At 69.7% G+C, this 15,896-nt stretch carries 17 protein-coding genes; 10 read left to right on the top strand and 7 right to left on the bottom strand.

Annotated features, from left to right (window positions below):
• Positions 1-3 precede the first annotated feature (3 nt).
• The gene (cei, locus tag K9U37_RS15815; RefSeq protein ID WP_243072485.1) at positions 4-654 is read right to left on the bottom strand and encodes an envelope integrity protein Cei; all 651 of its coding nucleotides are present in this window, start codon (positions 652-654) and stop codon (positions 4-6) included.
• 169 nt (positions 655-823) lie between these two features.
• Here cei and K9U37_RS15810 point away from each other — a divergent pair, with 169 nt between their 5' ends.
• A complete protein-coding gene (locus tag K9U37_RS15810; protein ID WP_243072484.1) occupies positions 824-1,126 on the top strand; it encodes a DUF4193 domain-containing protein in 303 nt (100 codons plus the stop codon).
• Between the two features lie 16 nt (positions 1,127-1,142).
• Here the strand turns inward: K9U37_RS15810 and K9U37_RS15805 are convergent, their stop codons facing one another.
• Positions 1,143-1,619 carry a DUF3093 domain-containing protein gene (locus tag K9U37_RS15805; RefSeq protein ID WP_243072483.1) on the bottom strand — a complete coding sequence of 159 codons (477 nt, stop codon included), beginning with the start codon at positions 1,617-1,619 and terminating at the stop codon, positions 1,143-1,145.
• 25 nt (positions 1,620-1,644) lie between these two features.
• Between K9U37_RS15805 and dut the strand changes: the two genes are divergently transcribed.
• Both dut and K9U37_RS15795 read left to right on the top strand, forming a co-directional pair.
• A complete protein-coding gene (gene dut, locus K9U37_RS15800) occupies positions 1,645-2,109 on the top strand; it encodes a dUTP diphosphatase (RefSeq protein WP_243072482.1) in 465 nt (154 codons plus the stop codon).
• Complete coding sequence (locus tag K9U37_RS15795) at positions 2,109-2,870, top strand: DUF3710 domain-containing protein (protein ID WP_243072481.1); 762 nt, start codon at positions 2,109-2,111, stop codon at positions 2,868-2,870. Before dut ends, K9U37_RS15795 begins: the two co-directional genes overlap by 1 nt.
• Here the strand turns inward: K9U37_RS15795 and K9U37_RS15790 are convergent, their stop codons facing one another.
• Entirely contained in the window at positions 2,871-3,575 is a 705-nt protein-coding gene (locus tag K9U37_RS15790) for an alpha/beta fold hydrolase (RefSeq protein WP_243072480.1), read from the bottom strand.
• Between the two features lie 117 nt (positions 3,576-3,692).
• Between K9U37_RS15790 and K9U37_RS15785 the strand changes: the two genes are divergently transcribed.
• Positions 3,693-4,064, top strand: a complete 372-nt coding sequence (locus K9U37_RS15785) for an OB-fold nucleic acid binding domain-containing protein (RefSeq protein WP_243072479.1) — start codon at positions 3,693-3,695, stop codon at positions 4,062-4,064.
• An 86-nt stretch (positions 4,065-4,150) separates the two neighbouring features.
• Positions 4,151-4,780: a DUF3159 domain-containing protein gene (locus tag K9U37_RS15780; protein WP_243073410.1), complete on the top strand. Its 630-nt coding sequence runs from the start codon at positions 4,151-4,153 to the stop codon at positions 4,778-4,780.
• Between the two features lie 3 nt (positions 4,781-4,783).
• Here the strand turns inward: K9U37_RS15780 and K9U37_RS15775 are convergent, their stop codons facing one another.
• Both K9U37_RS15775 and K9U37_RS15770 read right to left on the bottom strand, forming a co-directional pair.
• Positions 4,784-5,452 (bottom strand): potassium channel family protein, encoded by a 669-nt coding sequence (locus K9U37_RS15775; RefSeq protein ID WP_243073409.1) that lies wholly within the window; start codon positions 5,450-5,452, stop codon positions 4,784-4,786.
• A 19-nt stretch (positions 5,453-5,471) separates the two neighbouring features.
• Positions 5,472-6,149: a potassium channel family protein gene (locus K9U37_RS15770; RefSeq protein WP_243072478.1), complete on the bottom strand. Its 678-nt coding sequence runs from the start codon at positions 6,147-6,149 to the stop codon at positions 5,472-5,474.
• Positions 6,150-6,273: 124 nt separating this feature from the next.
• Here K9U37_RS15770 and K9U37_RS15765 point away from each other — a divergent pair, with 124 nt between their 5' ends.
• From K9U37_RS15765 to dxs, 4 genes are all read left to right on the top strand, one after another.
• Complete coding sequence (locus tag K9U37_RS15765) at positions 6,274-8,274, top strand: APC family permease (RefSeq protein ID WP_243072477.1); 2,001 nt, start codon at positions 6,274-6,276, stop codon at positions 8,272-8,274.
• Positions 8,262-9,458 (top strand): class I SAM-dependent RNA methyltransferase, encoded by a 1,197-nt coding sequence (locus K9U37_RS15760; protein WP_372489577.1) that lies wholly within the window; start codon positions 8,262-8,264, stop codon positions 9,456-9,458. The genes K9U37_RS15765 and K9U37_RS15760 overlap by 13 nt, the downstream gene beginning before the upstream one ends.
• Before the next feature lie 94 nt (positions 9,459-9,552).
• Positions 9,553-10,875: a Na+/H+ antiporter NhaA gene (nhaA, locus tag K9U37_RS15755; protein WP_243072475.1), complete on the top strand. Its 1,323-nt coding sequence runs from the start codon at positions 9,553-9,555 to the stop codon at positions 10,873-10,875.
• Positions 10,876-10,903: 28 nt separating this feature from the next.
• Complete coding sequence (dxs, locus tag K9U37_RS15750; RefSeq protein WP_243072474.1) at positions 10,904-12,811, top strand: 1-deoxy-D-xylulose-5-phosphate synthase; 1,908 nt, start codon at positions 10,904-10,906, stop codon at positions 12,809-12,811.
• A 51-nt stretch (positions 12,812-12,862) separates the two neighbouring features.
• Here the strand turns inward: dxs and K9U37_RS15745 are convergent, their stop codons facing one another.
• Positions 12,863-14,137 carry a ribonuclease D gene (locus tag K9U37_RS15745; RefSeq protein ID WP_243072473.1) on the bottom strand — a complete coding sequence of 425 codons (1,275 nt, stop codon included), beginning with the start codon at positions 14,135-14,137 and terminating at the stop codon, positions 12,863-12,865.
• A gap of 1 nt (position 14,138) precedes the next feature.
• Positions 14,139-14,675: a DUF3000 domain-containing protein gene (locus tag K9U37_RS15740; RefSeq protein ID WP_243073408.1), complete on the bottom strand. Its 537-nt coding sequence runs from the start codon at positions 14,673-14,675 to the stop codon at positions 14,139-14,141.
• 148 nt (positions 14,676-14,823) lie between these two features.
• On the opposite strand from K9U37_RS15740, the gene hemE reads away from it, so the two are divergent.
• Positions 14,824-15,888: a uroporphyrinogen decarboxylase gene (gene hemE, locus K9U37_RS15735; protein WP_243072472.1), complete on the top strand. Its 1,065-nt coding sequence runs from the start codon at positions 14,824-14,826 to the stop codon at positions 15,886-15,888.
• Positions 15,889-15,896 lie beyond the last annotated feature (8 nt).

Raw genomic sequence — 15,896 nt, 5'->3', positions numbered from 1 at the left:
GGCTCAGCAGGTGCCGTTGTGGATCTTGGCGATCAACGCCGAGTCCGCCGGCTCGGTGGCATCCGGGCGCAGACCCGCCAGCACCGCGTCGATGTCGTCGCTGTGGGCCAGCGTGGTGAAGTCGGTCCCGATGGCCAGATCGACGGTGTCGTCCTTGCGGTCGTCCTGGTAGAGCTCTACGCACGGGGCCACCAGCCACACCGCGGCGGCGCCGGCCCTGCCGTTGGCGCCGAAGCGGATCTGACCCTGACAGTTCAGCCGGGCGTTGGCGTAGACCGGGTCGTTGGCGGCGGTGGGCTGGGCGAACCCGATGTCGCGCAGCGCGCCGGCCACGTCACCGGCCTGTCCGCCCTGGCCGCTCGCGTTGAGCACGCGGATCTTGGTATCGGCGAGCTTGGCGGGGGCCACATCGATGAGCGTCGAGCGCGACACCTGCTCGCCGAGTTTCGGGGCCGAGGAATCGGCCGGGGTGGGCGGGGCGTTGCAGGCGGCCGCCTCGCGGACGTCGACAGGGCGGGTCAGGACGATTCCCCACACCAAAGCGGTGATCACGAACAGCACGGCGACCGCGATGATGCCCGGCAGGTAGTTGCGGCGGCGGAACGGGCGACCACGCTTGTCGAAGGCTGTGCCCTCGGTAATTTGAGCGACCACGGATGCACTCTAGAACCACGTCGTGGGCGCCGGCGGAACACGCCCGTCGGCGCTTATCAATATGCGTGAGGTAAATCACACTTCAATGCACCGCGATCTGGGCACGAATCGTTTGGTGGATGCGTTCGACGCTGATACAAAGCCATGCTGAGGCAACGAGGGGAAGACGATGGCTACCGACTACGACGCCCCACGGCGTACGGAGACCGACGACGTGTCCGAAGATTCGCTCGAGGAGCTGAAGGCGCGGCGCAATGAAGCGCAGTCGGCAGTGGTCGACGTCGACGAATCAGATACCGGTGAGAACTTCGAGTTGCCGGGTGCAGACCTGTCCGGCGAGGAACTGTCGGTCCGGGTGATCCCGAAGCAGGCCGACGAGTTCACCTGTTCGAGCTGCTTCCTGGTGCATCACCGCAGCCGCTTGGCCAGCGACAAGAACGGCGTGATGATCTGCACCGACTGCGCGGCCTAGCTTCCGTCGCGGGACTTCAGCTCCTGAGCGCCGAGAGCACCCGCTCCGGGTGTCGAGCACTGATCAGCCAGTACGGCGTCGGATCGTCCGGGTCGTCGAGCACGAGCAACACCAGGGGTCCGACCCATGGCCGGTGCAGCACGTAGGCCGCCGGGTCGAGCTGACGGCCCAGCGCTGCCGACTTGGCTGTGCGCGGGATCTCCGCCGAGCGCCTGACCACCGACGCCGGAAGGTGCGCCTGCCCGGCCCACACCTCGACCGCGGAACCGTCGGCGATCACCCGGACCTCGGTTCGGCCCAACCACAGCAGCACTCCGGCAGCCACCGCGCCCAACACCGCATAGGGCAGCCACGGGGGTAGCGTCCGTACCCCCATGTTGACTTCCTTGGCGATGAGCGTCGCCACCCCGAGACCGAGCGGCCACCACCACCAGGGCACCCACAGCCGCTCGCGGTACCGCACGCTTTGCGAGGTCACACGCGAACCAGACACGAGGCCAAGGGTAGTCTGTGCCATCGTGCCCACCAGTCTTGCGGTGGTTCGTTTGGACCGCGATCTCCCGATGCCCAGCCGCGCTCATGACGGCGATGCAGGCGTCGATCTGTGCAGCGCCGAGGACGTCGAACTGGGCCCCGGCCAGCGTGCGCTGGTCTGCACCGGGATCGCCGTGGCCATTCCGCACGGTATGGTCGGGCTCGTCCACCCGCGCTCCGGTTTGGCTGCGCGCGTGGGACTTTCGATCGTCAACAGCCCCGGCACGATCGACGCGGGATACCGCGGCGAGGTCAAGGTGGCACTGATCAACCTCGACCCCGCCACGCCGATCGTGATCCGGCGCGGCGACCGCATCGCCCAACTGCTGGTGCAGCGGGTCGAACTTCCAGAGCTGGTCGAGGTTGCCTCGTTCGACGAGGCTGGGCTGGCTGACACCACCCGTGGTCAGGGCGGCCACGGATCCTCCGGCGGACATGCGAGTTTGTGATGGCATTCGGCAGACGTAAGAACGACGATCAGCGTGACGAGACCACCGAGACGCCGGCGCCCGCGCCGGCGGATCCGGAACTCGACGACGAAGGCGGCCCCTTCGACATCGAGGACTTTGACAATCCGGACGATGCGGCGCTGGCCCGGCTCGACCTCGGGTCGGTGCTGGTTCCGATGCCGGCCGCCGGGCAGGTCCAGGTCGAGATGAACGAGGTCGGCGTGCCCAGCGCGGTGTGGGTCGTCACGACCAATGGGCGGTTCACCATCGCGGCCTACGCCGCACCCAAGTCGCCCGGACTGTGGCGCGAGGTGGCCGGCGAGCTGGCCGACTCGCTGCGCAACGACAACGCCAAGGTCTCCATCGAAGATGGGCCGTGGGGTCGCGAGGTGGTCGGTACCGGTGCCGGTGTGGTGCGCTTCGTCGGCGTCGACGGCTACCGCTGGATGATTCGCTGCGTGGTCAACGGTGCGCCCGAGTCGATGGACCGTCTGACGGTTGAGGCGCGAGAAGCAGTGGCCGACACCGTTGTTCGTCGAGGCGACACTCCGCTGCCGGTGCGCACCCCGCTGCCGGTGCAGCTGCCCGAGCCGATGGCCGAGCAACTTCGGCAGGCCGCCGCGCAGCAGGCGCAGATGGCCGCCGCCCAGCAGGCGCTGATCCAGCAGCAGCAGGCTCAAGGCCAGCAGCCCACCGAACGCCGCAGCGCGTCGGGTTCGGCCATGCAGCAGCTGCGCAGCAGCAGCAGCACCGGCGGCTAGCTAGCCCGCGGCTTCCTGAAGCGCCGCCAGACAGGCCGCGCCCAACACGGCTGGTTCGGGCCCGAACTCGTCGAGGGTGACCGTGCTCAGCGCCGCGCGCGGCGCCGCCGACATCCACTCCAAAGCCACCTCCACGGGATGGATCGGGTCGTCGGAGGCCGCGACGATGCCCATCGGCACGCTCAGGCGCTCCAGTTCCGCACTCGACGGCGAGACGTAGCCGGCCGCTTCCTCCAGCGCGTCGGGCAGCTCCGGCCACTGGCGCAGCCAGCTGCGCGCGAGCTCGTCGGCCAGCCAGACCGGGCTCGACGCCCGCATCTGCGCCATGGTGGCCGCCAGTCCTTCGGTGCGCAGCTGTGCTGCGGTGCGCCGTGCGGCCAGCGCGGCAGGAGCGGAATACGGTTCGCCGGTCCACGGCGGCAGCGCCGCGAGCACCGCGACCGCCCGGCCCGGGAGCGCCAGCGCCCACGCCGCGGCCACCGCCGCGCCGATGGACACCCCGCCGACCGCGATCGCGCCGTCGCGCGAGGCGTCCTCGAGCGCCTGCAGGTAGCCGGCCACCAGGTTGGCCGGCTGCGGTGCGATGGCGACCACCACCGCACCCGCCTCGTGCAGCGGGCCGGCGAAGGCCCGGTAGACGTAGTCGTCGTCCGAGCCGGTTCCGGGCAGCAGCACCGTCGTCACGCCGCGCAATGTGAACGCCATAGCTAGATCGTGCCCTGAATCGGCGCAACCGTGACGACTCCGGGTATGCCGCGTGGCAGCGGGGAACCAAGAGGTCTACCGTTGCGTTGGCAGTGTGATCGAACATCAGGAGAAGCCATGGCTACGGCCGAAGGTTTTGTTCGCCGGATCACCCGTCGCTTGACGGAGGACTCTGAGCAGCGCGACGTGGAAGAGCTCACCGGCGAGGCCGCCAGCACCGGCGCCCAGCGCGCCGTCGACTGTCAGCGCGGCCAGGAAGTCACGATGGTCGGAACCCTGCGCAGTGTCGAGACCAACGCCAAAGGCTGCGCCGGCGGGGTACGTGCGGAGTTCTTCGACGGCACCGACAGCGTGACCCTGGTCTGGCTCGGTCAGCGCCGTATCCCCGGTATCGAATCCGGCCGCACCCTGCGGGTGCGCGGGCGCCTGGGCACGCTGGAGAACGGCAACAAGGCCATCTACAACCCGCACTACGAGATTCAGCGTTGACCCGATCGGTCAGTGATGCGGCCGGCGCCGACACCCCTGAGCCCGCGGACGATGACGAACCCAGGAACACCCCGGCCCAGGCACTATTGGCCCAGATGGGCGGCATCAGCGGCCTGGTCTACTCGGCTCTGCCCGTCGCCGTTCTGGTCCCGGTCAACACCGCCTTCGGCTTGGTGCCCGCCATCAGCGCCGCACTGGGAGTGGCCGCACTGATCCTGCTCTGGCGGCTGATCCGCCGCGACTCCGCGCAGCCCGCCGTGTCCGGGTTCATCGGGGTGGGCATCAGCGCGCTGATCGCCTGGTTCGTCGGAGCCTCGAAGGGCTACTTCCTGCTCGGCATCTGGACCTCGCTGCTGTGGGCGGCGGTGTTCGCGATCTCGATTCTCATCCGCCGCCCGGTCGTGGGTTACGTCTGGAGCTGGGTCAACGGGCACGACCGCGGATGGCGCAAGAGCCGGCGCGCGGTGCTGGCCTTCGACCTCGCCACCGTGACCTGGGTGCTGGTGTTCGGCGCCCGCTTCGCGGTGCAACACCACCTCTACGACGCCAACCAGACCGGCTGGCTCGGGCTGGCCCGCATCGCGATGGGCTGGCCGCTGACCGCCGTCGCCGCCCTGGTCACCTATCTGGCCATCCGGACCGCGCAGCGGGCGGTGCACCGGGCGCACCCGCACGACACCGAGACGGACGCCGACGTGGCGCCGGCCGGGTACTGACCGCTAGCTTCTCGCCGCTGACAGCAGCGTCGCGCGCAGCTCGTCCTCGACCTCTGGTGCCGCCACGAACAGCAACTCGTCGCCGCCTTCGAGCGGCTCGTCGGCCTCGGGCACGATGACCCGCTGACCGCGCAGGATCGTGACCAGTGCGGCGTCGCGGGGCAGCGACAGCTTGCGCACCGGGCGGCCACCCCACGGGGTGTCGTCGGGCAGGGTGATCTCGACCAGGTTGGCGTGGCCCTGGCGGAACTGCATGAGGCGCACCAGATCACCGACCGCCACCGCCTCCTCCACCAGGGAGGCCAGCATCCGCGGCGTGGACACCGCGACGTCGACGCCCCAGGAGCTGTCGAATAGCCACTCGTTGCGCGGATCGTTCACCCGGGCCACGACCCGCGAGACCGCGAACTCCGTCTTGGCCAGCAGTGAGAGAACCACGTTGGCCTTGTCGTCGCCGGTGGCGGCGATCACCACGTCGAACCCCTCCAGGTGCACCGACTCCAGCAGCGACAGCTCGCAGGCGTCACCGAGCCGCCAGTGCGCGGCGGGAATGGCGTCGACGTCGAGATGCTCGGCGTTGCGTTCGATCAGGGTGACCTCGTGCTCGCTTTCCAGCAGCTCCCGAGCGATCGACCGCCCGACCGCACCGGCCCCGGCGATCGCTACCTTCAGACGCTTCTCGCCCATGTCCTCAGTGCCCCTCTCCGACGTCCGGGCCAGGCGGTAGCGCGGCGATCGCCAGCGCCTCGGCGGCCCGCCCGGACACCGCCGCGACATAGACCTGATCGCCGACCTGCACGACGGTCTTGGGCTTGGGCAGGATTCCGGTGCCGAACCGGATGACGAAGGCCACCCGCGCCCCGGTGGCCTCCTCGAGGTCGGTTACCCGATGGCCAACCCACCCCTCGTGCAACGACACCTCGGCGACGGCGACGGTGCCGGTGGGATCACGCCATCTGGCGGTCTCGGTGTCGCGGACGAGCGCGTTGAGCAGCCGGTCGGTGGTCCACGGCACGGTGGCCACGGTCGGGATGCCCAGGCGCTCATAGACCGCGGCTCGCTTGGCGTCGTAGATGCGGGCGACCACCCGCTGTACGCCGAAGGTCTCGCGGGCCACCCGCGCGGAGATGATGTTCGAGTTGTCGCCGGAGGACACCGCGGCGAAGGCGTCGGCGTGCTGAATCCCCGCGCGCAGCAACACTTCCAGGTCGAAGCCCATTCCCAGCACCCGCTCGCCGGAGAACTCCACCGACAACCGGTGGAAGGCGGTCGCGTCGCGATCGATGATCGCCACGTCATGCCCGATCCGGGACAGCGCGTCGGCCAGCGAGGCGCCCACCCGGCCGCACCCCATCACCACTACCCGCACCTGAAGTCCTCTCGGCTACGTCGTGCGTCTGCCCGCTAGAACCGGGGCCGAAAAGTGGCTGACCGATGCTCGCGGACAACGACCGTATGGGGAACGCTACAGCCAACGCGTCGTGGGCCTAGTCTTGGCACTCGTGTCTAAGCTTTCGACCGCCGCCCGCCGGCTGGTCCTGGGACAGCCCTTCCGCAGCGACAAGCTGAGCCACACGCTGCTGCCCAAGCGGATCGCACTTCCCGTCTTCGCCTCCGACGCGATGTCCTCGGTGGCCTACGCGCCCGAGGAAATCTTCCTGGTGCTCTCGGTCGCCGGCCTGGCCGCGTACTCGATGGCGCCCTGGATCGGGGTGGCAGTCGCGCTGGTCATGCTCGTCGTGGTCGCGTCCTACCGGCAGAACGTGCACGCCTACCCGTCCGGTGGCGGCGACTACGAGGTGGTCACCACGAACCTCGGCGGCACCGCGGGCCTGACGGTGGCCAGCGCGCTGCTCGTCGACTACGTGCTGACGGTCGCGGTGTCGATGGCCTCGGCGATGTCGAACATCGGCTCGGCGGTCCCGTTCATCGCCCACCACAAGGTCGCCTTCGCCGTGGCCGCGATCGTGCTGCTGACCGCGGCCAACCTGCGCGGTATCCGGGAGTCCGGCACGGCGTTCGCCATCCCCACCTACGCTTTCATGGTCGCCATGTTCCTGATGCTGCTGTGGGGCTTCATTCAGATCCACGTGCTGGGGCACCACCTGCGGGCTGAGTCCGCGGGGTTCGACCTGCGCTCCGAGCACGGCGACGTGATGGGGCTGGCGCTGGTGTTCCTCGTGGCGCGGTCGTTCTCGTCGGGCTGTGCGGCGCTGACCGGTGTGGAGGCGATCAGCAACGGGGTCCCGGCGTTCCGCAAGCCCAAGTCGAAGAACGCCGCGACGACGCTGGCCATGCTGGGCGGCATCGCGGTCACCCTGTTCATCGGCATGATCGTGCTGACCCTGGACATCGGCGCCAAGGTTGCCGAACGCCCGGACGAACAGCTGATCGGGGCGCCGGCGGGCTATCAGCAGAAGACGCTGGTGGCGCAGCTGGCCGAATCGATCTTCCACAACTTCCCGCCCGGGCTGTTCCTGGTCACCGGCGTTACCGCGCTCATCTTGGTGCTGGCGGCCAACACCGCGTTCAACGGCTTCCCGGTGCTGGGTTCGATCCTGGCCCAGGACCGCTACCTGCCGCGCCAGCTGCACACCCGCGGTGACCGGCTGGCGTTCTCCAACGGAATCCTGTTCTTGGCCGCCGCCGCCATCGCGTTCGTGGTCGCCTTCCGCGCCGAGGTCACCGCGCTCATCCAGCTCTACATCGTGGGTGTCTTCATCTCGTTCACGCTCAGCCAGATCGGCATGGTGCGGCACTGGACCCGGTTGCTGCGCACCGAGACCGACACCGCCGCCCGACGGCGGATGATGCGCTCGCGGGTGATCAACACCATCGGCTTCATCGCCACCGGGGTGGTGCTGATCGTCGTGCTCGTCACCAAGTTCATGGCCGGCGCCTGGATCGCGATCGTCGCCATGTCGAGCCTGTTCGTCCTGATGAAGGCGATCCACCGCCACTACGAAACGGTGTCGCGGGAACTGGCCTCCCAGGAGGCCGAGCAGGGCGAGATCGTGCTGCCCAGCCGCAACCACGCCGTGGTGCTGGTGTCCAAGCTGCACTTGCCCACGCTGCGGGCGCTGGCCTACGCCAGGGCCACCCGGCCCGACGTGCTGGAGGCGATCACCGTCAACGTCGACGACGCCGAGACCCGCGAACTGGTGCACAAGTGGGAGGACAGCGACGTCAGCGTGCCGCTGAAGGTCGTCGCCTCCCCGTACCGGGAAGTCACCCGGCCGGTTCTCGACTACGTCAAGCGGATCAGCAAGGAAGCCCCACGCACGGTGGTCACGGTGTTCATCCCGGAGTACGTGGTCGGTCACTGGTGGGAGCAGATCCTGCACAACCAGAGCGCGCTACGGCTCAAGACCCGCCTGCTGTTCATGCCTAACGTGATGGTGACTTCTGTTCCGTGGCAACTGAATTCGTCGGAACGCGTGCACGATTTGATGCAGAACGCCCCCGGCGATGTACGCCGGGGATTCCTCGAGTGACGGACGAGGCGCCCGCCGAACTGGTTGTCAGCACTGGTGCGGCGGCCAACGGCGGCAGCTGCGTGGCCCGCCACGAGGGCCGGGTGATCTTCGTCCGCTATGCGCTGCCGGGGGAGCGGGTACGGGTCCGTATCACCGGTGACCGTGGATCCTATTGGCACGCAGAGGCTTTCGAGGTCCTCGAGCCGTCGCCGGACCGGGTGGATTCGCTGTGCCCGATCGCCGGTGTGGACGGTGCCGGCTGTTGCGACCTGGCCTTCGCCGAGCCGCACGCCGCCCGGGTTCTCAAGGGTCAGGTGGTGGCCAACCAGCTGGAGCGCCTCGGTGAGTTCGCCTGGCAGGGCGCCGCCGAACCCGTGGGCGACGATGTCGCCCTGGGCTGGCGCGCCCGGGTGCGCCTGGACGTGGACGCTGAGGGCCGGGCCGGCTTTCACCGCTACCACAGCGCCGAGCTGGTCACCGATCTGCAGTGCGGGCAGCTGCCGGCCGGGATGCTCGACGGGCTCGACGGCCCGCAGTGGCACTCCGGCGAGCAGGTGTACGTGGTCGTCGACGACGACGGCCAGCGCCATGTGGTGGCGACCAGCCGTGCGCCGCGGTGCACCCGCCTCGTGGAGGGCGCCGCCGACACCGTGCAGCGGGTCGCACAGCGGGTGTGGCGGGTGCCGGTGACCGGTTTCTGGCAGGCCCACCGCGCGGCGGCGTCGACGTACAGCGCGCTGGTCACCGAGTGGACGACGGGCAGCGGTGCTGCCAGCGCATGGGATCTCTACGGCGGCGCCGGGGTGTTCGCCGCCGCGCTGGCCGACGTGGTGGGCGAGGCCGGACGGGTGCTCACTGTGGACACCTCGAGGGCCGCCTCACGTTCGGCGCGCACCGCACTGGCAGACCTGCCGCAGGTCGAGGTCGTCACCGACTCGGTGCGCCGGGTGCTGGGCGCCCAGCGTGGTGGCGCGGACGTCGCGGTGCTCGACCCCCCGCGCTCGGGGGCCGGACGCGAGGTCGTCGAGCTGCTGGCCGCCGCGGGGGTGCCCCGGGTGGTCCACATCGGCTGCGAGGCCGCGGCGTTCTCTCGTGACGTCGGGCTGTATCAGCGCGCCGGCTACACCGTCGAGCAGATCCGCGTCTTCGACTCGTTTCCGCTGACCCACCACGTCGAATGCGTCGCGCTGCTGACGAAGTGAGAAGGATCACCGGCCAGTAGACTCACCGCCCAAAGGAGTGCCGGGGGAAGTCTGGTCGGCAACGAAGCGTGACCCGTCGATGGCGAGGTGAACCGTGGCCGATCGAAAGCCCCTGTTGCGTCGTGCGCTGTTCTCCCGCGGCTCCTGGTCGGAAACCTCGCGCATCACCGCGATCCTGCGCAAGGAGACCGTCGGCGGCGCGCTGCTGCTGTTCGCCGCCGCGGTCGCACTGATCTGGGCCAACTCGGCGTGGTCGGCGTCGTACCACAACCTGACCAGCTTCCACGTCGGCACCGACCGGTTCGGGCTGCATCTCGACCTGACTCTCGGCGGGTGGGCGGCCGACGGGCTGCTGGCGATCTTCTTCTTCGTCGTCGGACTCGAACTCAAGCGCGAATTCGTCGCCGGCGACCTGCGTGACCCGGGGCGTGCCGCGCTGCCGATCGCCGCGGCCGTCGGCGGCATGGTGGTGCCCGCGGCGATCTTCGTGGCGTTCACGGCCGACGCCAGTGACGGCGCGGTGCGTGGCTGGGCGATCCCCACCGCCACCGACATCGCCTTCGCGGTGGCCGCGCTGGCCGTCATCTCGACCCATCTGCCCTCGGCGCTGCGCACCTTCCTGCTGACGCTGGCGGTGGTCGACGACCTGCTGGCGATCACCGTGATCGCGGTCTTCTACACCGAGAAGATCAAGGTTGTGCCGCTGCTGGTGGCGCTGATCCCGCTGACGCTGTTCGCGATCCTGGTGCAGCGGCGAATCCGGGCGTGCTGGCTGCTGATCCCGCTGGCGGCGCTCACCTGGGTGTTCGTCCACGAGTCGGGGGTGCACGCCACGGTGGCCGGGGTGTTGCTCGGTTTCACCGTGCCGGTCCTGCGCAGTGAAGCCGCCGGGGGACCCGACGCCGGGCCCGGGCTGGCGGAGCATTTCGAGCACCTGATGCGCCCGGTGTCGGCCGGGTTCGCGGTCCCGGTGTTCGCGTTCTTCGCGGCCGGCGTCACCTTCGGGGGCTATGACGGATTGGTGACAGCGCTGCGCGATCCGATCGCGCTGGGCATAGTCGGTGGCCTGGTGGTCGGCAAGACGATCGGGGTGTTCGGCACCACCTGGGTGCTGGCCGCGATCACCCGCGCCAGCCTCGACTCTGCACTGCGCTGGATAGACGTCTTCGGCATGTCGATGCTGGCCGGCATCGGGTTCACGGTATCCCTGCTGACCGGCGATTTGGCCTACGATTCGGGCTCCGCGCGCGACGATGTCGTCAAGGTCGCGGTGCTCACGGGGAGTTTGCTGGCCGCCCTGTTAGCGGCCATTGTGCTGCGGCTGCGAAACCGTCATTACCGGTCGGTGTGGATCCTGGAATCACGTGACCGAGACCACGACGGCGTGCCGGATGTCTACGAGTCGGGACGGGACTGATCCGGTCGGCCGTGCGTAGACTGGCCCAATGCTTGAACAGGTCCGCGGCCCCGCTGATCTGCAACACCTTTCGCAGGCTCAGCTGACCGAACTGGCCGCTGAGATTCGCCAGTTCCTGATCCACAAGGTCGCTGCCACCGGTGGGCATCTGGGGCCCAATCTCGGAGTCGTCGAGTTGACGCTGGCTTTGCACCGCGTCTTCGACTCTCCGCATGACCCGATCATCTTCGACACCGGTCACCAGGCCTACGTGCACAAGATGTTGACCGGCCGCAGCGCGGACTTCGACACGCTGCGCATGAAGGACGGCCTGTCCGGCTATCCGGCGCGCGCTGAAAGTGAACACGACTGGGTCGAGTCCAGCCACGCCTCGGCGGCGCTGTCCTATGCCGACGGGCTGGCCAAGGCCTTCGAGTTGACCGGGCACCGCAACCGCCACGTCGTGGCCGTCGTCGGCGACGGCGCCCTGACCGGCGGCATGTGCTGGGAGGCGCTGAACAACATCGCGGCGGCCCGCCGTCCGGTGGTCATCGTGGTCAACGACAACGGCCGCAGCTACGCACCCACCATCGGCGGTCTGGCCGATCACCTGGCCGGCCTGCGGCTGCAGCCCGGCTACGAGCGGGTGCTCGGGCGGGGCCGTACCGCGGTGCGGGGCATGCCGCTGTTCGGCGAGGTCTTCTACCATGCCCTGCACAGCGTGAAGGCCGGGCTGAAGGACGCGCTGTCGCCGCAGGCCATGTTCACCGATCTGGGGGTCAAGTACGTCGGTCCGATCGACGGCCACGACGAGCACGCCGTGGAGAACGCGCTGCGGCATGCCCGCGGCTTCAACGCTCCGGTGATCGTGCACGTCGTCACCCGCAAGGGCATGGGCTTCCCGCCAGCGGAGAACGACGAGGCCGAACAGATGCACTCCACCGGCGTGATCGATCCGGTGACCGGGCGGGCGACGCAGGCCTCGGCGCCGGGCTGGACGTCGGTGTTCTCCGACGCGCTGATCGCCTACGCCGCCAAGCGCCGCGACATCGTCGCGATCACCGCCGCCATGCCGGGCCCGACCGGGCTGTCGGCCTTCGGCGAGCGTTTCCCGGACCGGCTGTTCGACGTCGGTATCGCTGAGCAGCACGCGATGACCTCGGCGGCCGGCCTGGCCATGGGCGGGCTGCACCCGGTGGTGGCGATCTATTCGACGTTCCTCAACCGGGCCTTCGACCAGATCATGATGGACGTCGCCCTGCACAAGCTGCCGGTCACCATGGTGCTCGACCGCGCCGGAGTCACCGGCAACGACGGCGCCAGCCACAACGGCATGTGGGACCTGTCGGTGCTCAACATCGTTCCCGGCATCCGGGTCGCCGCACCGCGCGACGGCGCCCGGCTGCGCGAGGAGCTCGGCGAGGCGCTCGACGTCAACGACGGCCCGACGGCGATCCGGTTCCCGAAAGGGGCTGTCGGTAACGACATTCCGGCTCTCGAGCGGGTTTCCGGGGTGGATGTCCTGGCCCGTCCCGCTGACGGGCTCGGCAACGACGTGCTGCTGGTCGCGGTGGGCTCGTTCACCTCGATGGCACTCAGGGTGGCCGAGCGGCTGCGCAATCAGGGCATCGGCGTGACGGTGGTCGACCCGCGCTGGGTGATTCCGGTGCCGGCCGCGCTGCACCCCCTTGCCAAGGCGCACAAGCTGGTCGTGACCGTGGAGGACAACGGTGTTCGCGGCGGTGTCGGGTCGTCCGTCTCGGCGGTGCTGCGCGCGGCCGAGATCGACGTGCCGTGCCGCGATATCGGTGTGCCGCAACAGTTCCTGGACCACGCCGCGCGCGGCGAAGTGCTCGAAGAGGTGGGTCTCACCGAGCAGAACATCGCCCGTCAGGTGACCGGCTGGGTCGCCGCGCTGGGCTCACTCGACGAGTCGGTCAGCGAGCAGGTCGACTAACCCTCGCCAGCAGACGCAAAAGTCCCCGGCTTGCCGGCGTGTCGCGGACTTTTACGTCTGCTCGCCGGGAGTAGTGAGTGCCTGGGCGAGGACCGGGACCACCAGGTTTCGCTGCCACGAGCGCGCTCCGCCCTCGCGCAGGAACGCATCCACGGTGGCCTGATCGCCGCCCACCCAGTCCCAGCACAGCCGGCGCACCAAATCGGGGGAGACCAGGTTCTCGGTCGGCACGGAGACGCGCGCCGACAGTTCGGCCAGCGCGGCGCGCGCGGCGTCGAGCCGGGCGGTGGCCTCGGGTTTGCGCTTGGCCCAGCGCACCGCCGGCGGCGGGCCGTTCTGGGGTTCGTTGGTGTCGGGCGGCTCGGGATTGGTGCGCGCCGCCTCGAGGGCGGTCATCCACACCTGCGCGCTGCGGCGCTGCTTGGTGCCGCCGAAGATCGGCAGCTTGGTCAGTTCCTCGACGGTCTTGGGGTCGGCCAGCGCCGCGGCGACGATCGCCGAGTCCGGCAGGATGCGGCCCGGCGCGATATCCCGGCGCCGCGCGATCTGATCGCGGACCGTCCACAACTCGCGCACCGCGGCCAGCCCCCGGCGGGTGCGGACCTTGTGGATGCCCGAGGTGCGCCGCCACCGGTCGCGCCGCGTGATCTGCGCCTCGGCGCGCCGCAGATACTCGAATTCCTCAGCAGCCCAATGGCTTTTGTCCTGCTGGCCCAGCACGCCGGCGACCGACTCGCGCAACGCGATCAGCACCTCGACGTCCAGGGCGGCGTAGTTCAGCCAGGCCGGCGGCAGCGGGCGCTTGGACCAGTCGGCGGCGCCGTGCCCCTTGGCCAGGCCCAGCCCGAGCAGGCGCTGCACCATCGCGGCGAGGTTGACCCGTTCGAAGCCGGCCAGCCGGCCGGCCAGCTCGGTGTCATACAGCGACGGGGGCCGCAGGCCCACCTCGGCCAGGCAGGGCAGGTCCTGGTCGGCGGCGTGCAGAATCCACTCGTCTTCTGCCAGCACGTCGGCGACCGGCTTGAGCACGTCGATGGGACTGCCGCCGTGGTTCACCGGGTCGATGAGCACCGTGCCCGCCCCGGTGCGCCTTATCTGGATCAGGTAGGCCCGGTTGGAGTACCGGAAACCCGACGCCCGCTCGGCGTCGACCGCGAACGGGCCGGTGCCGGAGGCGAGTTTGTCCGCGGCCGCCGCGATCTCGTTGGTGCTGACCGACACCGGCGGTACACCCTCGGTGGGCTGCAGAAGCGGGGTGGCCTCGGCGGCTTCGTCATCGGTGGCCTCGGGCGCCTCGTCCAGGGCGCCGTCGTCGAACTCATCCATGTCAGGCGCGCGAGCGGGAACTCAGATCGATCACCCCGACCGGCGGCAGTCCGGCGGCGTGCTCGAGGACTTCACAGAACGCCTGGACATGCACACCCAACTCCGGCGACGTCGCCGTCCACGAGGCCCGCATCTCGAGCTGGTGGGCGCGGGGCGGCCCGGAGATGTCGCCGTAGCGCACCGACGTGGTGGCCGTGACGGTGCCGCCCAGCGCGGTGACCTGGTCGGAGCGGGACTCCAGGGCGTCGATCAACCAGCTCCAGGCCACCTCGGGCAGCAGCGGGTCGACGGCCTCGCTGGAGTCCAGGTCGGCCTGGATGTAGGCGACCAGGCGCATGGTGCCGTCCCAGGCCTCCGAGCCGTCGGGATCGTGCAGCAGGATCAGCCGGCCGAAGGCGTCACCCTCGGACCGTTCCGGAACGATCGCGGTCTCCGGATGCTTGACTTCGGCACCCAGCGCATAGCTGTACGGCGCGAGGCGCTGAGGTGGCCGGATCGGCCCGAGCTCGATCTCCGGGCGCACCTCCGCGGCATTCATCGCCGCCACCGCCTCGCGGAATTGCGCCGGTTCCGCAGTGGTCACGTCGATTGACGCTAGCCCTTTGCGGGGGGCCGGGGGAGCAGGCGCGCCGAATTCCTACCATCGGGCGGTTACCGGCCCTTTGCGCCGTGGCAGCATGGACGCGATGAATACGCGTCGTGCACTGCCCGAGGCGCCCTTCCTGGCCGCCGCAACCGGGCGCAAACCCAGCCGCGTCCCGGTCTGGTTCATGCGGCAGGCCGGCCGGTCGCTGCCCGAGTACCGGGCCCTGCGGGCGGAGAACACGATGATGCAGGCCTGCTTCGACCCGGAACTGATCTGCGAGATCACCCTGCAGCCGGTGCGCCGCCACCACGTCGACGCCGCGATCCTGTTCTCCGACATCGTCGTGCCGCTGCGCGGCGCCGGCATCGACCTGGACATCGTGCCCGACGTCGGCCCGGTGATCGCGCATCCGGTCCGCACCGCGGCCGACGTGGATGCCATGAAAGGTCTTTCGCTGCAACGGGTCAGCGCGGTCTCCGACGCGGTGGGCCTGCTGGTCGGCGAGCTGGGCGAGGTTCCTCTGATCGGCTTCGCCGGCGCACCGTTCACCCTGGCCTCGTATCTGGTCGAGGGCGGACCGAGCAAGCTGCACGAGCGCACCAAGGCAATGATGCTGGCCGAGCCGGCGACCTGGCACGCGCTGATGGGTGTGCTCACCGACTTGACCATCGCCTTCCTGGAGGTGCAGCTGGATGCCGGAGTGGACGCCATCCAGGTGTTCGACTCCTGGGCGGGCACGCTGTCGCCCGCCGACTACCGCACCCACGTGCTGCCGCACAGCACCCGGGTGTTCGCCGCGCTGGCCGACCGTCGCGTGCCAATGGCCCACTTCGGTGTGGGCACCGCCGAGTTACTCGGCGCGATGGCCGAGGCGGTCAGCGGGCACGGCTCGCCGGCTGTGGTCGGTGTCGACTGGCGCACCTCGCTGGCCGATGCCGCGGCCCGGGTGGGGCCGGGGGTGGCGCTGCAGGGCAATCTCGACCCGGTCGTTCTACTGGCCGGCTGGCCGGTGGTGGAGAAGGCGGCGCGGGCGGTGGTCGACGACGGACGGCTGGCGGTCGACGTCGGCGCCGCGGGCCACATCTTCAACCTCGGTCACGGCGTGCTGCCCGCGACCGACCCTGATGTTCTGACTGATCTGGTGGCGCTGGTGCATTCGCTGTGAGCGTTTCG

This window comes from Candidatus Mycolicibacterium alkanivorans (assembly GCF_022760805.1).
GTDB classification, from domain to species: domain Bacteria; phylum Actinomycetota; class Actinomycetes; order Mycobacteriales; family Mycobacteriaceae; genus Mycobacterium; species Mycobacterium alkanivorans.
The sequence above is the reverse complement of the archived record's forward strand: the minus strand, read 5'-3'. Positions and strand labels throughout refer to the sequence as shown.